Annotated in this window: 17 protein-coding genes; 10 read left to right on the top strand and 7 right to left on the bottom strand. The window is 71.1% G+C overall.

Features of this window, described 5'->3' with window-relative positions; translation table 11 throughout:
* Positions 1–22: 22 nt before the first annotated feature.
* Positions 23–2,170 carry an FAD-dependent oxidoreductase gene (locus H4F70_RS19220; protein ID WP_182358390.1) on the bottom strand — a complete coding sequence of 716 codons (2,148 nt, stop codon included), beginning with the start codon at positions 2,168–2,170 and terminating at the stop codon, positions 23–25.
* Between the two features lie 156 nt (positions 2,171–2,326).
* Between H4F70_RS19220 and H4F70_RS19215 the strand changes: the two genes are divergently transcribed.
* From H4F70_RS19215 to H4F70_RS19205, 3 genes are read left to right on the top strand one after another with little or no spacing between them, the layout of a single operon-like run.
* Positions 2,327–2,596 (top strand): ribbon-helix-helix protein, CopG family, encoded by a 270-nt coding sequence (locus H4F70_RS19215; RefSeq protein ID WP_182348485.1) that lies wholly within the window; start codon positions 2,327–2,329, stop codon positions 2,594–2,596.
* Positions 2,590–2,931, top strand: coding sequence for a type II toxin-antitoxin system PemK/MazF family toxin (locus H4F70_RS19210; protein ID WP_182358389.1), 342 nt, complete (start codon positions 2,590–2,592; stop codon positions 2,929–2,931). Before H4F70_RS19215 ends, H4F70_RS19210 begins: the two co-directional genes overlap by 7 nt.
* A complete protein-coding gene (locus H4F70_RS19205) occupies positions 2,928–3,686 on the top strand; it encodes an alpha/beta hydrolase family protein (protein ID WP_182358388.1) in 759 nt (252 codons plus the stop codon). Before H4F70_RS19210 ends, H4F70_RS19205 begins: the two co-directional genes overlap by 4 nt.
* A 14-nt stretch (positions 3,687–3,700) precedes the next feature.
* On the opposite strand, the gene speB is transcribed toward H4F70_RS19205, so the two are convergent.
* Positions 3,701–4,615 (bottom strand): agmatinase, encoded by a 915-nt coding sequence (gene speB / locus H4F70_RS19200; protein ID WP_235681606.1) that lies wholly within the window; start codon positions 4,613–4,615, stop codon positions 3,701–3,703.
* Between the two features lie 271 nt (positions 4,616–4,886).
* Here speB and H4F70_RS19195 point away from each other — a divergent pair, with 271 nt between their 5' ends.
* From H4F70_RS19195 to H4F70_RS19185, 3 genes are all read left to right on the top strand, one after another.
* The gene (locus tag H4F70_RS19195; RefSeq protein ID WP_182358387.1) at positions 4,887–5,090 is read left to right on the top strand and encodes an antitoxin MazE-like protein; all 204 of its coding nucleotides are present in this window, start codon (positions 4,887–4,889) and stop codon (positions 5,088–5,090) included.
* Entirely contained in the window at positions 5,087–5,428 is a 342-nt protein-coding gene (locus H4F70_RS19190) for a type II toxin-antitoxin system PemK/MazF family toxin (RefSeq protein ID WP_182358386.1), read from the top strand. Before H4F70_RS19195 ends, H4F70_RS19190 begins: the two co-directional genes overlap by 4 nt.
* Positions 5,429–5,574: 146 nt before the next feature.
* Positions 5,575–7,980 (top strand): ATP-binding cassette domain-containing protein, encoded by a 2,406-nt coding sequence (locus H4F70_RS19185; protein WP_182358385.1) that lies wholly within the window; start codon positions 5,575–5,577, stop codon positions 7,978–7,980.
* Between the two features lie 20 nt (positions 7,981–8,000).
* On the opposite strand, the gene H4F70_RS19180 is transcribed toward H4F70_RS19185, so the two are convergent.
* Both H4F70_RS19180 and H4F70_RS19175 read right to left on the bottom strand, forming a co-directional pair.
* The gene (locus H4F70_RS19180; protein ID WP_182358384.1) at positions 8,001–8,342 is read right to left on the bottom strand and encodes a HepT-like ribonuclease domain-containing protein; all 342 of its coding nucleotides are present in this window, start codon (positions 8,340–8,342) and stop codon (positions 8,001–8,003) included.
* Complete coding sequence (locus tag H4F70_RS19175) at positions 8,339–8,641, bottom strand: nucleotidyltransferase family protein (RefSeq protein WP_182358383.1); 303 nt, start codon at positions 8,639–8,641, stop codon at positions 8,339–8,341. The genes H4F70_RS19180 and H4F70_RS19175 overlap by 4 nt, the downstream gene beginning before the upstream one ends.
* A gap of 176 nt (positions 8,642–8,817) precedes the next feature.
* Between H4F70_RS19175 and H4F70_RS19170 the strand changes: the two genes are divergently transcribed.
* From H4F70_RS19170 to H4F70_RS19155, 4 genes are all read left to right on the top strand, one after another.
* Positions 8,818–9,303 carry a hypothetical protein gene (locus H4F70_RS19170; protein WP_235681225.1) on the top strand — a complete coding sequence of 162 codons (486 nt, stop codon included), beginning with the start codon at positions 8,818–8,820 and terminating at the stop codon, positions 9,301–9,303.
* A 22-nt stretch (positions 9,304–9,325) separates the two neighbouring features.
* The gene (locus H4F70_RS19165) at positions 9,326–10,267 is read left to right on the top strand and encodes a nitrilase-related carbon-nitrogen hydrolase (RefSeq protein WP_182358382.1); all 942 of its coding nucleotides are present in this window, start codon (positions 9,326–9,328) and stop codon (positions 10,265–10,267) included.
* Positions 10,264–11,964, top strand: coding sequence for a flavin monoamine oxidase family protein (locus H4F70_RS19160; protein ID WP_372497614.1), 1,701 nt, complete (start codon positions 10,264–10,266; stop codon positions 11,962–11,964). Before H4F70_RS19165 ends, H4F70_RS19160 begins: the two co-directional genes overlap by 4 nt.
* A gap of 73 nt (positions 11,965–12,037) precedes the next feature.
* On the top strand, positions 12,038–12,544 hold the full coding sequence (locus H4F70_RS19155) for a hypothetical protein (RefSeq protein ID WP_182358380.1): 507 nt from the start codon (positions 12,038–12,040) through the stop codon (positions 12,542–12,544).
* Positions 12,545–12,553: 9 nt separating this feature from the next.
* Here H4F70_RS19155 and H4F70_RS19150 read toward each other — a convergent pair whose 3' ends face one another.
* The 3 genes from H4F70_RS19150 to H4F70_RS19140 all read right to left on the bottom strand — a co-directional run bounded on the left by H4F70_RS19150 (position 12,554) and on the right by H4F70_RS19140 (position 14,862).
* Positions 12,554–13,156, bottom strand: coding sequence for a GNAT family N-acetyltransferase (locus H4F70_RS19150; protein ID WP_235681224.1), 603 nt, complete (start codon positions 13,154–13,156; stop codon positions 12,554–12,556).
* A gap of 593 nt (positions 13,157–13,749) precedes the next feature.
* Positions 13,750–14,223, bottom strand: a complete 474-nt coding sequence (locus H4F70_RS19145) for a hypothetical protein (RefSeq protein ID WP_182358378.1) — start codon at positions 14,221–14,223, stop codon at positions 13,750–13,752.
* A 63-nt stretch (positions 14,224–14,286) separates the two neighbouring features.
* Entirely contained in the window at positions 14,287–14,862 is a 576-nt protein-coding gene (locus H4F70_RS19140) for a sugar O-acetyltransferase (protein ID WP_182358377.1), read from the bottom strand.
* Positions 14,863–14,906 lie beyond the last annotated feature (44 nt).

The raw sequence follows: 14,906 nt of genomic DNA, 5'->3' as shown, positions 1-14,906 counted from the left end.
GGTCAATGAAGCGGCGCCATGTTTACAGCCCCGCCGCCACCTTCCACGCGGTGTGGATGGCGCCTTCGATGTAGTCGACGGAGCTTGCGTCGCCGACCACGCGCACGTCACCAACCACTCCCGCGAGTTGTTGTTCGAGGGGTGCGGCGGCGTCGGTGCCGAGCGCGTAGATCACCATCGACGCGGGTGCGGACATCGCCTTGGTCTCGGTGGTGTTGCCCTTGCGGTCCTTGACGGCCACGTCGAACTCCACGCGGTCCGCGGTGATCCGGGTGGCTTCGGCGTTGCGGTGGATGGTCACACCGGCTTCGGTGGTGTGGCGTACCGCGGTCCAGCGGCGGGGCAGCGCCATCGGCAGTCCCAGCTGCTGCTCGTCGTGCAGCAGGGTGACCCGCCGTCCGCGCTCGGCGAGGAACTCGGCCAGCTCGAGGCCCACCAGCGAGCCGCCGATCACGACGGCGTCCTTGCCCATCGGCAGGAACTTCTTGGTCACCTCGCGGATGAGGCGTGGGCTCTTGGTGATGCCGGAGAGCTTGCCCAGCTTGCCGGCGGCCCGCAGGTACCAGGACTGCCCGGCGGTATCGCCGACGCCGGTCATCAGTGCGCGCATGGTGTCGCCGGTGTGCACGTGCGGCAGGTCGCCGCCGGGGATCTGCGGACGGTCGCGCACTGCGCCGGTGGCGAGCACGACGGTGTCCGGGCGCAGCGACGCGATCAGCTCGGGGGTGGCCTCGGTGTTGAGCCGGATGTCCACGCCCAGGCGCGCCGTTTCGTTCTTCAGCCACTCCAGCAGCGGATAGTTGGCGGGCGTGGTGAGCGAGGAGAACCACAGGGTGCCGCCGAGCCGGTCCGTCTTGTCCAGCACCGTTACCCGGTGCCCGCGCTCGGTGGCGACGCGCGCCGTCTCCAGCCCGGCGGGCCCGGCACCGACAACGACGATGTGCTTGCGCGCCTGCGCGGTGGGGAACGGCAGCAGCGTTTCGTTGCCCAGGGCCGGGTTCACCGCGCACAGCGGCGTCGCGTCCCAGAAGTTCTCCTGCACGCACACGTAGCAGTTGATGCACGGCCGCACCCGCTCCGGGGTGCCGGCGCGCAGCTTGTTCACCAGGTCCGGGTCGGCCAGGAGCTGGCGGCCCATCGCGACGTAGTCGGCCTTGCCCTCGGCGATGGCCTGCTCACCCACCTCGGGCAGCACCCGGCCGACGGTGACCACGGGGATCGTGACGGCCTGCTTGACGGCCGCGGCCAGGTCCACGTACGCGCCCACCTGGTCCGGCAGCGGCCCGTCGGTGAAGTTGGAGAACGGGTTGCGGCCCCACCCGGTGACGTCGATGGCGTCGGCGCCCGCCTTCTCGAACATCCGCGCCGCCGCGGTGGCCTCGGCGGTGCTCAGCGCGTCGGGGCCGCCGAACTCCCTGCCGGAGACGCGCACCAGGATCGCCAGGTCCTCGCCCACGGCCTCCTTGACGGCGGCGATGACCTCGCACGCGAACCGTGCGCGGTTCTCCAGCGAACCCCCGTACTCGTCGGTGCGGAAGTTGTCGGCCCGGCTGAGGAACCCGCTGAGGATGTAGCCATGCGCGCAGTGGATCTCCACCGCATCCGCGCCGGAGGTGCGCACCCGCCGCGCCGCGTCGGCGTAGAGGCGGGTGATCTCCGCGATGTCTTCAGCGGTGACCTCGTGGTAGCTCTCCTGCTTTCCGCCGGTCACCGCCGCCATCTTGGCCAGCTCGCCGGGGGTGTTGTCGGCCAGCGCGCTCAGGTCCAGCTTCTGGCGCGGCGTGGACGGCACCTGCAGGGGACGCTCGTCGATGGTGTCGATGCGTGCGACCTTGCCGTGGTGCACCATCTGGATGCACAGCTTGTTCCCGGTCTCGTGCACCGCGTCTGCCAGCGCCGTCAGGCCCGGGAGGAACTTGTCGTCCGACAGCCCCGGCTCCTTCTTGCTGGTGCTGCCCACCGGGTAGCCCACCGAGCAGCAGCCGGTGATGATCATGCCGGTGCCGCCGGCGGCGCGCGCGACGAAGTGGTCGATGTCCTCCTGCTCCACCACGCCGTCCGCGGACAGGTTCATGTCCATCGCGGACATCATCACGCGGTTGTTCAGCTGCACGGGGCCGATGCGGCCGGCGCTGAGCAGGTGGGTGTAGGTCTGAGTCTTCGTCGCCACGATCAAAGAGTAGGCGCGCCGCCCGGCGTGGAGGGGCAGGTTTTCGATCACCAGGAACACGGACGGGACGGGGTGTGGTGCGGGAGCGCGGCGCGCAGGCGACGGGCGCCGCGAAGCGTGGGTCCACCGTCGGTCATACCCAGTCATACTCGTGGTATGAAGACGGCGATCTCCCTGCCCGACGACACCTACGACCGCGCCACCCGCCGCGCCGGCGAGCTGGGGCTGAGCCGGTCGGAGTTCTTCGCCCGCGCCGCGCTGCGCTACCTCGACGAGCTGGACGCACGTTCGCTCACCGCCCGGATCGACGAGGCGCTCGACACCGTCGCCGCGGCGGGCGCTGGGGACGCAGAGGGTGATTCGGGCTCGGGCGATGCCATCGCGGCCGGTCGCGCGGTGCTCGGCGCCCTGGACGACGAGTGGTGATCCGCCGCGGCGCGCTGTACTGGGCCGATGTGGGCCCCGCCGTCGGCAGTCGGCCCGCCGAGCGCCGCCCGGTGCTTGTGATCCAGGCCAATCCGTACAACGACAGCCGCCTCGCCACGGCGGTCGCCGCCGTCGTCACCTCGAACACCGCCCTCGCCGCGATGCCCGGCAACGTGTTCCTGCCCGCAGCCGTCACCGGGCTGCCCCGTGATTCGGTGGTCAACGTGACTGCGCTGGTCACTCTGGACAAGGGGGACCTGACCGAGCAGGCGGGCGTCGTGCCGGCGGCGATCCTGGATGAGGTGGACCGCGGCCTGCGCCGGCTGGGCCTGTGACCCGCCGCCGGTTCGCCTTCCTCGGCGCGGTCGACGCGTCCGTCGCGGGCATCCTCGACCTGCCCGACGGCCCGCCCCGCGGTACCGTGCTCTACGCGCACTGCTTCACCTGCTCCAAGGACACTATCGCCTCCGCGCGGATCTGCCGTGCCCTCGTCGACGCCGGGTTTGCGGCGGCGCGCATCGACTTCACCGGGCTCGGCGAATCGGGCGGCGCGTTCCGCGACACCTCGTTCAGCACGAACATCGAAGACCTGGTGCTGGCCGCCGAACACCTGGCCGGCCTCGGCTTCGCGCCCGACCTGCTGGTGGGCCACTCGCTGGGCGGGGCGGCGGTGCTGGCCTCCGCCGAACACATCCGAGGCGTGCGCGGGGTGGCCACCGTCGCCGCGCCCTACACCGTCGCCGCGCTCCACCGGCACTTCACCGCGCAGCGCGCACGGATCGAGCGCGACGGCGAGGCCGACGTGCCGCTGGCCGGCCGTCCGCTGACGATCACCCGCGCGTTCGTCCACGACCTGGACACGCACGACATCGCCGCCAGCGCCGCGCACCTGGGAGTGCCGGTGCTGTTCATGCACGCGCTCGGCGACAGGGAGGTGCCGCTCGCCGACGCGGAACGCCTCTACGCCGCGGCCCGCGAACCCAAGGAGCTCGTCACCCTCGACGGCACCGCCAACCACCTGCTCACCTGGCCCGGCTCGGCGGCCCGGGTGGGGCGGATCATCGCGCGGTGGGCGTCGCGGGTGGACTGACCGGGGCGGATCGTTCACCCGGTGGCCATCAGCGCCAGCAGCTCGTAGGTGATGTGTGCCGCGGCGACGCCGGTGATCTCCGCGTGGTCGTAGGCCGGCGCCACCTCCACCACGTCCGCGCCGAGCAGCTCCCGGCCCGCGAGTGCCCGCAGCGTCAGCAGCAGTTCGCGGGAGGTGAGCCCGCCCGCCTCGGGGGTGCCGGTGCCGGGGGCGTGCGCCGGGTCGAGCACGTCCACGTCCACCGACACGTAGACGGGGCCGTCGCCGAGGCGCCGCAGCATCGCCCCGGCCACGCCCGCCACGCCGTCGGCCTCGTAGGCGTCCGCGGGGATCACCTGGAAGCCCAGGACCGCGTCGTCGCGCAGGTCGTAATCCGAATACAGCGGGCCGCGGGTGCCCACGTGCACCGAGCGGTACAGGTCGATCAGACCCTCCTCGCTCGCCCGCCGGAACGGGGTGCCGTGCGTGTACGGGGCGCCGAAGTACGTGTCCCAGGTGTCCAGGTGCGCGTCGAAGTGCACCACCGCCACCGGGCCCGCGCCGCGGGCCACCGCCCGCAGGATCGGCAGGGCGAGGGTGTGGTCCCCGCCGAGAGTCACCACCCGCATGCCCGACGCGCGCAGCGACCCCACGCCCGCCTCCACGTCGCCGAGTGCGGCGGGGATGTCGAACGGGTTCAGCGCCAGGTCGCCCGCGTCCACCACCTGCCGCGCAGCGAACGGAGACACCCCGAGCCCCGGGTGGAACGGCCGCAGCAGCCGCGACGACGCGCGGATGTGCCCCGGCCCGAACCTCGCGCCCGGCCGGTAGCTGGTGCCCGCGTCGAACGGCGCACCGAGGATCGCGACGCCCCCGTCCAGCGATTCCGGGGCCACCTGGTCGATACGGGGCAGGCGGGCGAACGTGGGCGGGCCCGCGAACCGCGGGATGCGGGTGGCGTCCGGCGGACCGACCGGGGTGCGGGGCCGCCGACCCCGTGCCGCCGGTGAATCCTGTGCCGGATCGGGTGCCACCTCGCTGGTGCTCACGGCCCCAGGGTACTGCCGCTCAGTCCTGCGGCACCGGGTCGCCGCTGGTTCAGGACAGCCGGAACACGGGGTGTTACGTGCAATCACGTTCTCAGTGACTTAACTATTATCAATAGTGGGAAACGATGATGGATTATCCGCAACGCCGCACTGCGCGGCGTATCGTCGGGGCATGGGCAATCGTGTGGCGGAGCATCGGGCTCGCATGAAGGCGCGCGGATACAAAGAGGTCAGGTACTGGGTACCCGACGTCACCGATCCCGCCTTCGTCCGGCGCATCAGCGAACAAGCGCCCGCGCTCAACGAGGCCGACCGCAGCGAGGGCACCGCCGACTTTCTGGACGAGGTGCAAGCCGAGACGCTGGGCGAGCAGTGAAGGTCTCGCCTCGGCGCGGTGATCTGTGGACCGTTGCCGGGGGCGGTGGAAGCGTCACCAGCACGCCGCGGCCGGCCCTGATACTCACCAGCGACGTCTTCTCGGGTCTTGATTACGTGACGATTCTGCTGGTCACCTCCGATCAGACCGAAGCCTTCACGCGCATCCCCCTGCCTGCGGACCGGGAGACCGGGCTGGCCGAACCGTCCATGATCCAGGCGGACAAGATCGCCACGGTCCACCGGCGCAATCTGCGCCAGCGGTGCGGATTCGTCAGCCCGGCGGTCATGGCCGAAGTGCGTCAGGCCGTCACCACTTACCTCGGATTCGGTGGTTGACGGTGGAAACCGCGCGACGAGTGTCGTCTGCGGCGATCCCCGGGGCCTTCATCCGCCGAGTGCGCGGTTCTCCGGTGTCCGATCGACGGTGGAGCACCGAAGAACACCCCACTCGCGGGGGCGGTGCGCCGGTAACATCGTGAGCCGTGACGCACCCCGCAGACAGCCACGACCTGATCCGCGTGCACGGCGCGCGCGAGAACAACCTCGACGACGTCAGCGTGGAGCTGCCCAAGCGCCGGCTCACCGCCTTCACGGGGGTCTCCGGCTCCGGCAAGAGCTCGCTCGTGTTCGCCACCATCGCCGCCGAATCCCAGCGCCTCATCAACGAGACCTACAGCAGCTTCGTCCAGGGGTTCATGCCCTCGCTGGCCCGGCCCGACGTGGACGTGCTCGACGGCCTCACCACCGCGATCATCGTCGACCAGGAGCGCATGGGCGCCAATCCGCGCTCCACGGTGGGCACGGCCACCGACGCGTACGCGATGCTGCGGATCCTGTTCAGCCGCCTCGGCACCCCGCACATCGGCAGCGCCCAGGCGTTCTCGTTCAATGTCGCCTCCATCAGCGGGGCCGGCGCCGTGACCATCGAGAAGGGCGGCCGGGAGGTCAAGGAGCGCCGCGAGTTCTCCGTCACCGGGGGCATGTGCCCGCGGTGCGAGGGGCGCGGCGAGGTGAGCGACTTCGACCTGACCGCGCTGTACGACGACTCCAAGTCGATCCGCGAGGGCGCGCTCACCATCCCCAACTACAGCGTGAGCGGCTGGTACGGGCGCATCTTCCTGGGATGTGGCTTCTTCGACCCGGACAAGCCCATCGCCAAGTTCACCAAGCGCGAGCTGAACGCGCTGCTCTACAAGGAGCCCACCCGCATCAAGGTCGACGGCGTCAATGTCACCTTCGAGGGGCTGATCCCGCGCATCCAGAAGTCGTTCCTGGCCAAGGACCGCGAGGCGATGCAGCCCCACATCCGCGCCTTCGTCGACAGGGCCATCACGTTCGGGGTGTGCCCCGAGTGCGACGGGACGCGGCTCAGCGAGCTCGCGCGCTCATCGAAGATCGCCGGCAAGTCCATCGCCGACGTGTGCGAGATGCAGATCAGCGACCTGGCCGAGTGGGTGCGGGAGCTCGCTGCGGGGGATGGTTCCGCGGGCGCTCCCGGTGCGTCGGCCGCGTCGCTGGCCCCGCTGCTGGGATCGCTGGGCGACACGCTCGACTCGTTCGTGGCCATCGGCCTCGGCTACCTGAGCCTCAACCGGCCGTCGGGCACGCTGTCCGGCGGTGAGGCGCAGCGCACCAAGATGATCCGGCACCTGGGCTCGTCGCTCACGGATGTCACGTACGTGTTCGACGAGCCGACCATCGGCCTGCACCCGCACGACATCGCCCGCATGAACGACCTGCTGCTGCAGCTGCGCGACAAGGGCAACACGGTGCTGGTGGTGGAGCACAAGCCCGAGGCCATCGCCATCGCCGACCATGTGGTGGATCTGGGCCCGGGCGCGGGCACCGAGGGCGGGCGCATCGTGTTCGAGGGCACGGTGGAGCAGCTGCGCGGCGCGGACACCGTCACCGGCCGGCACCTGGGAGACAGGACGGCGCTCAAGGAGTCGGTGCGCGAGGCCACCGGCGCCGTGGCGATCCGGGGCGCGAGCACCCACAACCTGCGCGACGTCGACGTCGACATCCCGCTGGGCGTGCTGTGCGTGGTCACCGGCGTGGCGGGTTCGGGCAAGAGCTCGCTGGTGCACGGCTCACTCGAGGGGCGCGACGGGGTGGTCGTCGTCGACCAGTCGGCCATCAAGGGTTCGCGGCGCAGCAACCCGGCCACCTACACGGGGCTGCTCGAGCCGGTGCGCAAGGCGTTCGCCAAGGCCAACGGGGTCAAACCGGGCTTGTTCAGCGCCAACTCGGACGGCGCCTGCCCGGCGTGCAAGGGCGCGGGCGTCATCTACACGGACCTGGCGATCATGGCCGGCGTGGCCACGGTGTGCGAGGAGTGCGAGGGCCGGCGGTTCCAGGCGTCCGTGCTGGAGTACACGCTGGGCGGCCGCACCATCGCCGAGGTGCTGGACATGTCCGTCGCCGAGGCCGAGCGCTTCTTCTCCGGGGAGGTGGACGGCGCCGCCGACGCGCGCATCCCCGCCGCCCACAAAATCCTCGTCCGGCTGGCCGACGTGGGCCTCGGATACCTACGCGTGGGCCAGCCGCTGACGACCCTGTCCGGCGGCGAACGCCAGCGCATCAAGCTCGCCACGCGGATGGGCGACAAGGGCGGCGTCTACGTGCTCGACGAGCCCACCACCGGGCTGCACCTGGCCGACGTGGAACAGCTGCTGGCGCTGCTGGACAGGCTGGTCGATTCCGGCAAGTCGGTGATCGTCATCGAACACCACCAGGCGGTGATGGCGCACGCCGACTGGATCATCGACCTGGGCCCCGGCGCCGGCCACGACGGCGGGCGCGTGGTGTTCGAGGGGACGCCCCGGGAGCTGGTGGCGGACCGGCCGACGCTCACCGGCGAACACCTGGCGGCGTATGCGGGCGGGTAGAGGGCGGACTTATGGACCCGTCAGGGCGGGTCGAGGAGGGCCCGGAGGTCTTCGGTCAACGGATCCAGGTGGACTGAGGCGATCTGCCAGACGACGTGCATGTCGAGTTCGCCGTAACCGCGCGAGATGACGTTGCGTAGCCCGATTAACCGTTGCCATCTCTCAGAGCCGTTGTCCGCGTAGAAGCTCGGGAACTGGCGGCGGATCTTGCCGAGGTTCTCGCCCATCTCCTGCAGGCGCATGCATACGGCATCCTGTACGAGCTGTGTGCGGAGGAATTCGTCCTCGGAGGCAGGAAGATGCTCTGCCACCCGGCTTGCCGCCGCGACCACCATCTGCAAGTACGGACGGGGTGACTTCATAGGACGATCTCGACCAGTTCCGGCTCGATGTAGGGGCGGAAGACAGGCTTGATGGAAGTGAGGAGATCGACGCGACGACCAGTTGCAGCTTCGAGTTCCTCGGAGAGGCGCAACAGCACTGCGTAGTCAAGCGGCCCGGGGAGGTCGATGAGCATGTCGATGTCACTCGTCGGCGTCAGCTCTCCGCGCGCGGCGCTGCCGAACAGCTGCGCGCGGCGCACCCCGTAGCGACGCAGTACAGCACGCACCTCGTCCTCGTGCGGCAGGTCGTAGGTCTGCGCCGCGCTCACCGTGGCCATGGCCCGATGCTACCGGGACTGCCGACGGCGGACACGGGTGCTCGGAGCGGTAGGAACCGGTAGGAACTCGGCGTCCGCTGCGGCTTCGCGGAAATAGTGCCGCGCGGGCGGGTGTTCTGGTGGGATGGAAGAGGCCTCCCAGGAGACCATGGTCGATCTGAATCGAGGAGCCACCAGTGAACCTGAAGCCGCGCAATGCCCGCCTCCGCCGCCTTCCGCTGCGGGTGGTGACGGGCGCGTTCATCCTCAACTCGGGGGTCGGCAAGCTGGCCCTGGACGACGACGGCGCGGCGGGGCTGCAGTCGATGGCCGCCAACGCCGTCCCGCCCGTCAAGAGCCTGAGTCCGGGCACGTTCGGCAAGGCGCTCGCGGGCGCGGAGATCGCGCTGGGTTCGGCACTGCTGGCGCCGTTCGTTCCCACGGCCGTGGCGGGCGCCGGGCTCGTGGCCTTCAGCTCCGGGCTGCTGACGATGTACGCCCGCACGCCCGGCATGCACGAGGACGGCTCGCCGCGGCCCACCCAGCAGGGCACGGCCATCGCCAAGGACTCGTGGCTGTTCGGCATCGGCGCGAGCCTGCTGATCGACGCCGCGCTGTCGCGCCGGAATTGCTGTGCGTCGGCGGCCGGTGCGGACGAGCCGGCCGTCGACGCCGCCGGGTAGCCGGTACGGGCGGAGGCGCGACATGCGGGTGGCACTGCTGCAGGGGCCCGAGTCGACCGACGTCGACGGCGCCCTGGCCGAGGTCGCCGCGTCGGCGCGCTCCGCAGCGGAATCGGGCGCGGTCATCCTGGTGTGTTCGGAACTCACCTGCACCGGGTACCGCCGGTCGCTGAGCCCCGAGCCGCGGCCCGACGATGACGCGGCAGGGCCCATCGGCCGGACGATGGCCCAGGCCGCGCGCGAATCCGGCATCGCCATCGCCTACGGGTACGTCGAACAGGCCGCGGACGGCGGTAGCGCGGTCGGCGGTGCGGGCCGGGCCCTCTACAACGCCGTCGCGGTGGTGGGGGCCGACGGTGCGCTGCTCGCCCACTACCGCAAGACCCACCTGTACCGGCCGGCGGGCGACGACGCCCACCCGTCGGTCGGCGGCAACCCGGACGACGCACACTTCACCCCGGGCGACGATCCCGTCGTGCAGTTCCCACTCGGCGGCCTGACCTGCGGCATCCTGATCTGCTACGACGTCGAGTTCCCGGAGGCAGTGCGCGCCCACGCGCTGGCCGGCACCGACTGGCTTCTCGTGCCCACCGCCCTCGCCTACCCGGACGACCACGTGGCCCGCATCCTGGTGCCCGCCCGCGCCGTGGAGAGCCAGCTGTTCATCGTCTACGTCAACCGCATCGGTCAGGAGCCGGGTGCGAGCACGGGTGCGCCGGTCACCTACTACTGCGGTCACACCTGCGCCGTCGCGCCGGACATCACCGAGTTCGCCCGCGCCGGAGACGAAGCCGAATTGCTCGTGGTGGACCTGGACCCCGAGTTGCTCGCCCGCTCGCGCCGACGCAACACGTACCTGCGCGACCGCCGCACCGACCTGTACGGGGCGGCGGGCGGAGGGCCGGCGGGCTCAGAAGAGGTGGACGAGGGGGCCGGGGCCCGCAGCGCCGAGGGGCCGGCGTGAGCATCCCCGTCGCACCCGGGCCCGGCAGCCCGCTATCGATGACCGGACCCGACTTCCCCTTCCCGTACGACACGTTCCGCGGGCACCCCGCGGGCATCGGCGCGGTGCCCGCGGCAGCGCACGGCACCGAGGTGGCGGTGATCGGGGCGGGCCTGTCCGGCGTCGTCGCCGCCTACGAGCTGCTGCGCATGGGGCTGCGGCCCGTGGTGTACGAGGCGGAGCAGATCGGCGGACGCATGCGATCGGCCGCGTTCGACGGGCACCCGGGCAGCGTGGCCGAGCTGGGCGCGATGCGGTTTCCGCCGTCGTCGACCACCCTCTACGGATACCTGCGCGAGGTGGGACTGAGCACCTCGCCATTCCCCAACCCGCTCGCACCCGCCACCCCCGAGACCGTCATCGACCTCAAGGGCGCCACGGTCCGCGGCCGGACGCTGGACGAGCTGCCCGCGGTGTTCCGGCGGGTGGCGCGGGCCTGGGAGGCGACCCTCGAGGACGGGGCCGGGATGTCCGCCCTGCGCGACGCGATCCGGGCGCGTGATCCGCAGGCGATCGCGGCGCTGTGGCATCCCCTGGTCCGCCGCTACGACGACACCACCTTCTACCGGTTCCTCGTCGACTCGCCGCACCTGCGCTCGTTCGCGGACCGGGAACTGTTCGGGCAGGTCGGGTTCGGCACCGGCGGCTGGGACACCGACTTCTCCAACTCGATCCTCGAGGTGCTGCGCGTGGTGGCGACCGCGGCTGACGAGGAGCACCGTGGGATCGACGGCGGCGCACAGCAACTCCCGCTGCGGTTGTGGTCGCTGGCGCCCGCGGGGACGGCGTACTGGCCGGGCGGCACGTCGCTCGCCGCGCTGCACCCGGGCGGCCTGCCCCGGCCCGCTGTGACAGGGATCCGGCGTACCCACCCGCACCGCATCACCGTCACCGCCGCCGGCGGCGCCATCGCCACCTACCCTGCCGTGGTGTACACGGCGCCGGTGTGGCTGCTGCTCAACACGATCCGGACGGACGAGTCGCTGTTCGGCCCGCTCCACTGGAGCGCCGTCGAGCGCACCCACTACATGGGCTCGTCCAAGGTGTTCGTGCTGGTGGACCGGCCGTTCTGGCGCGACGCCGACCCCGCGACCGGCCGCCCGGTGATGGGCATGACGCTCACCGACCGCATGCCGCGCGGCACCTACCTGCTCGACGGCCCGCTGGCCGGGGCGGGCGTGCCGGGGGAGGGCCCCGCCGCGATCTGCCTGTCCTACACCTGGACCGACGACTCGCTCAAGCTCGTGCCCCTGGGCGCCGCCGAGCGGATGGACCTCATGCTGGACTCGCTGTCCGCCATCTACCCGCAGGTGGACATCCGCTCGCACGTCATCGCCTCGCCGCTCACCATCTCCTGGGAGGTCGAACGCAGCTTCATGGGCGCGTTCCGTGCCAACCTGCCCGGGCACTACCGCTACCAGGAGCGGCTGTTCACCCACTTCATGCAGGACGGCTTCGACGACCGGCACCGCGGTGTGTTCCTCGCCGGCGACGACATCTCGTGGACCGCCGGCTGGGCGGAGGGCGCGGTGCAGACGGCGCTCAACGCGGTGTGGGGCGTCATGCACCACCTGGGCGGGGCGTGCGCGGCGGCGAACCCGGGCCCCGGCGACAGGTTCGCCGCAATCGTGCCCGTGCGGCTGCCGGACGTGACGTGAGGGCGAATCGTCCGTGACCCCCGGCCGCGCGTGGGACCGTCGGTGCACCACGGGGGGTGGCGGGAGGTGCGGGATGCCGGCGACATCGTTGAGGCGCGGCGCGACGGCGGTGATCTCCACGGCGCTGCTCGCGGCCGGGGTGGTGCTCGGCGCCGGTACGGCGACCGCGGCGGGTTCGGTGGGTCCCGCGGCACCGGATCCGGTGACGGCCTCCATCGAGCACCTCGGCGACGCGGTCCTCTACCGGTCGGGGCTGCAGGTGTACGAGGTCGCGGCTGTGCGTGCCGTGGAGAACATCTCGCCTCCGGCCGATGAGCTGGTGCTGCGGCGCGTGCACTCCGCCGGCGACGGGATCCCGGGCGCACCCAGGTTCGTCTTCGTCGGCACCGCGCTGCCGGAGGCGTTCGTGGTGGCCGAGGCCTGGGAGCAGCCGGGCGTGCCGTACGGGGTCATCGTGCCCGCCGATCCGGTCACCCTCGCGCGGCTTCCGCTGGGCGACAATCTCCGGATGGTGAGCGTGCTGACCGGGCCGCTCGGGCCTTTCGCCGGCGCCGGGATGTCGTCGCCGTACCTCGGGTGAAGAAGCCCGTCAGCGCCGGTGCCGCAGGCGGTGCTCCAGGCCCGCACGCACCTCGGGCCACTCATGCGCCAGCACCGAGTACATCACCACGTCCTTGAGCACGCCGTTGCGGTGTCGGCTGTAGGCGCGCAGCACCCCGTCGCGCCGGGCGCCGAGCCGCTCGATCGCCGCCTGCGACTGCCGGTTCTGCCACTGCGTGCGGAACCCCACGCACTGGCATTCGAGCGTGTCGAAGGCGTGCGTGAGCAGCAGCAGCTTCGACTCGGCGTTGGTGCCGGTGCCGTGCGCCGACTGCCGGTTCCAGGTGTAGCCGACCTCCAGGCGTGGCACGACCGGGTCGAGCGCGTAATAGGTGGTCATGCCGAGCACCGCTCCGTCGGACCTGCGCACGGCGGTGAACGGCACCATCTCGCCGCGCTCGGCCAGGCCCAGGCGGCGGTCGATCTCGGCGCGCATGCCGTCGGGCTCGGGCACCGAGGTGTACCAGCGGTCCCACATCTCGCCGTCGCGTGCGGCGTCGACCAGGCCGTCGTGGTGTTCGTGCGCCAGCGGCACCAGTTCCACCAGGCTGCCGGTGAGGGTCACGGGGTCGATGCGCCACGGGGAGTCCACCTGCGTCATTGAACACCCGCCGCGCGCGGCCGACACGATCGGGGAGTATTCCGCTCTCTGCATCAGGTGCTAGATAGCAGTAGAGAGTGCGATGGACGCTCATCGGCCCCAACGGGATGGACGGTCGATGTCCGGCGGCAGGAGCGTGTGCTCGTCGCCGATGGCGGCGCCGACCCTAAGTCTCGCTAGAGAACTCTAGGAGTCAGGCTAGAAACAGGTAGAGATGCATGTCGAATTTGACTACTCGGTGGATTTCGGGTGCCCGGTCGTCGCTGCCTTCACCCACAGAGTGCTGCGTTCGGTGTCTACGAGATACCAGATCCGCCCGCTTCCAGTGACCTCGTACTGCCATTGCTCCATGACGGTTCCCCGATGAGTAGCTGTGGCGAGCGAACCTTTGAGCCGATGGTGCCGAGGGGTCGGCGTCGGGGCAGTGGCACGGTCGCGCAAGTTGTTCCAGGCCGTGAGCGTGTTTCCCGGTGCATGCCGGCAAAGAGCCTCCCAGCCCCTTGCGGCCTCCGCCGTCGCGAAACGCAGATCCCAACCGCCGGCGGGGTCCGGGGGCGGGGCGACGCGATCTCCGCGCTTCGGGCTCACGCGGCGGGTGCGGGCACAGCGCCGTGGTCGTCGCCGGTGTCGGCGCTCAGCTGTGCGGCGACCGCCGGATCGGCGTGGGCCTCGGCGGTGTTGCGCCAGGCCGCGATCAATTGGGCCAGTGGATTCGGATTGTCGAGAGCATCGGCGGCCCGCAACGTTGCAGCGAGCTCGTCGACGAACGTGCGCAAGTCCTCCGGGGGCAGGAAGGTGGCCCACGGGAAGACGTCGGTGATGGCGCCGGAGATCGAGTCCTGTGCATTCTTGTCGCGTGAAAGAACCGTAGCGAGGACCCGCATGGCGACCGAGGAGACTTCGCGGTCGCGATCGGCACGTTCGGCGGTGGTCAGCACGAGGTTGTCGCCGTCGCGGCGCCGGATCAGCAGCGATTGGCCACGTGTGCTCTGCAGGCGTGCGACGGTGGCCTTGCCATGCAACTGGAGCTCGGAGAACGGCACTTCATCGACCTGCATACTTACAAAGTACTTCTAAAGTCTTTGGCTGTCGACCGAACTCGGAGCGAGGACGTCCGCGCCTCATGCCGGCGCCTCGCCCTCGAGCGAGCGGATGACGCGGCACGGGTTGCCGGCGGCGAAGACCCGCGCGGGCACGTCGCGCGTGACCACGCTTCCGGCACCGATCACCGCGTCCGGCCCGATGCGCACCCCCGGGCACACGATCACCCCGGCGCCCAGCCACACGCCGTCGCCGACCGTCACCGGCGCCGCCGACTCCCATCCCGCGCGCCGCGCCGCATGATCCTCCATGGGATGCAGCGCGGTGAGTAGCTGCGCGCGCGGGCCGATGAAGACGTTGCTGCCGATGGTGATGCGCGCGCAGTCGAGCAGGATCGCATCGTAGTTGAGGAAGGAATCATCGCCGATGTGGATCTGCGCGCCGTAGTCGCACCTCAGCGGCGGCATGATGCGCGTGCGCTCGCCCAGCGACCCGAGCAGCGACCGCAGGATCGCTACACGGTGCTCGTCGTCGTCGGCGGGGGCGCCGTTGAACTCGTCGAGCGCGCGTCGGCAGGCCAGGCGCTCGGCGAGCAGTGTGCCGTCGTCGTCGCGGTACGGCTCGCCGGAGAGCATGCGCCGCTTCATCTCACCCATGACAGCGACGGTAGCGGCCCGCGCCGGAAACCGCTCGCGCGAAG

Origin of the sequence: Tomitella gaofuii (assembly GCF_014126825.1) — a bacterium.
GTDB classification, from domain to species: domain Bacteria; phylum Actinomycetota; class Actinomycetes; order Mycobacteriales; family Mycobacteriaceae; genus Tomitella; species Tomitella gaofuii.
This window is presented reverse-complemented; position numbering and strand designations above follow the sequence as displayed.

Coding starts and splice junctions, on each gene's coding strand:
- H4F70_RS19215 (WP_182348485.1), top strand. CDS start 2,327: ATGAAGACGGCGATCTCCCTGCCCGACGACACCTACGACCGCGCCACC.
- H4F70_RS19195 (WP_182358387.1), top strand. CDS start 4,887: ATGGGCAATCGTGTGGCGGAGCATCGGGCTCGCATGAAGGCGCGCGGA.
- H4F70_RS19180 (WP_182358384.1), bottom strand. CDS start 8,342: ATGAAGTCACCCCGTCCGTACTTGCAGATGGTGGTCGCGGCGGCAAGC.
- H4F70_RS19175 (WP_182358383.1), bottom strand. CDS start 8,641: ATGGCCACGGTGAGCGCGGCGCAGACCTACGACCTGCCGCACGAGGAC.
- H4F70_RS19165 (WP_182358382.1), top strand. CDS start 9,326: ATGCGGGTGGCACTGCTGCAGGGGCCCGAGTCGACCGACGTCGACGGC.
- H4F70_RS19155 (WP_182358380.1), top strand. CDS start 12,038: ATGCCGGCGACATCGTTGAGGCGCGGCGCGACGGCGGTGATCTCCACG.
- H4F70_RS19145 (WP_182358378.1), bottom strand. CDS start 14,223: ATGCAGGTCGATGAAGTGCCGTTCTCCGAGCTCCAGTTGCATGGCAAG.
- H4F70_RS19140 (WP_182358377.1), bottom strand. CDS start 14,862: ATGGGTGAGATGAAGCGGCGCATGCTCTCCGGCGAGCCGTACCGCGAC.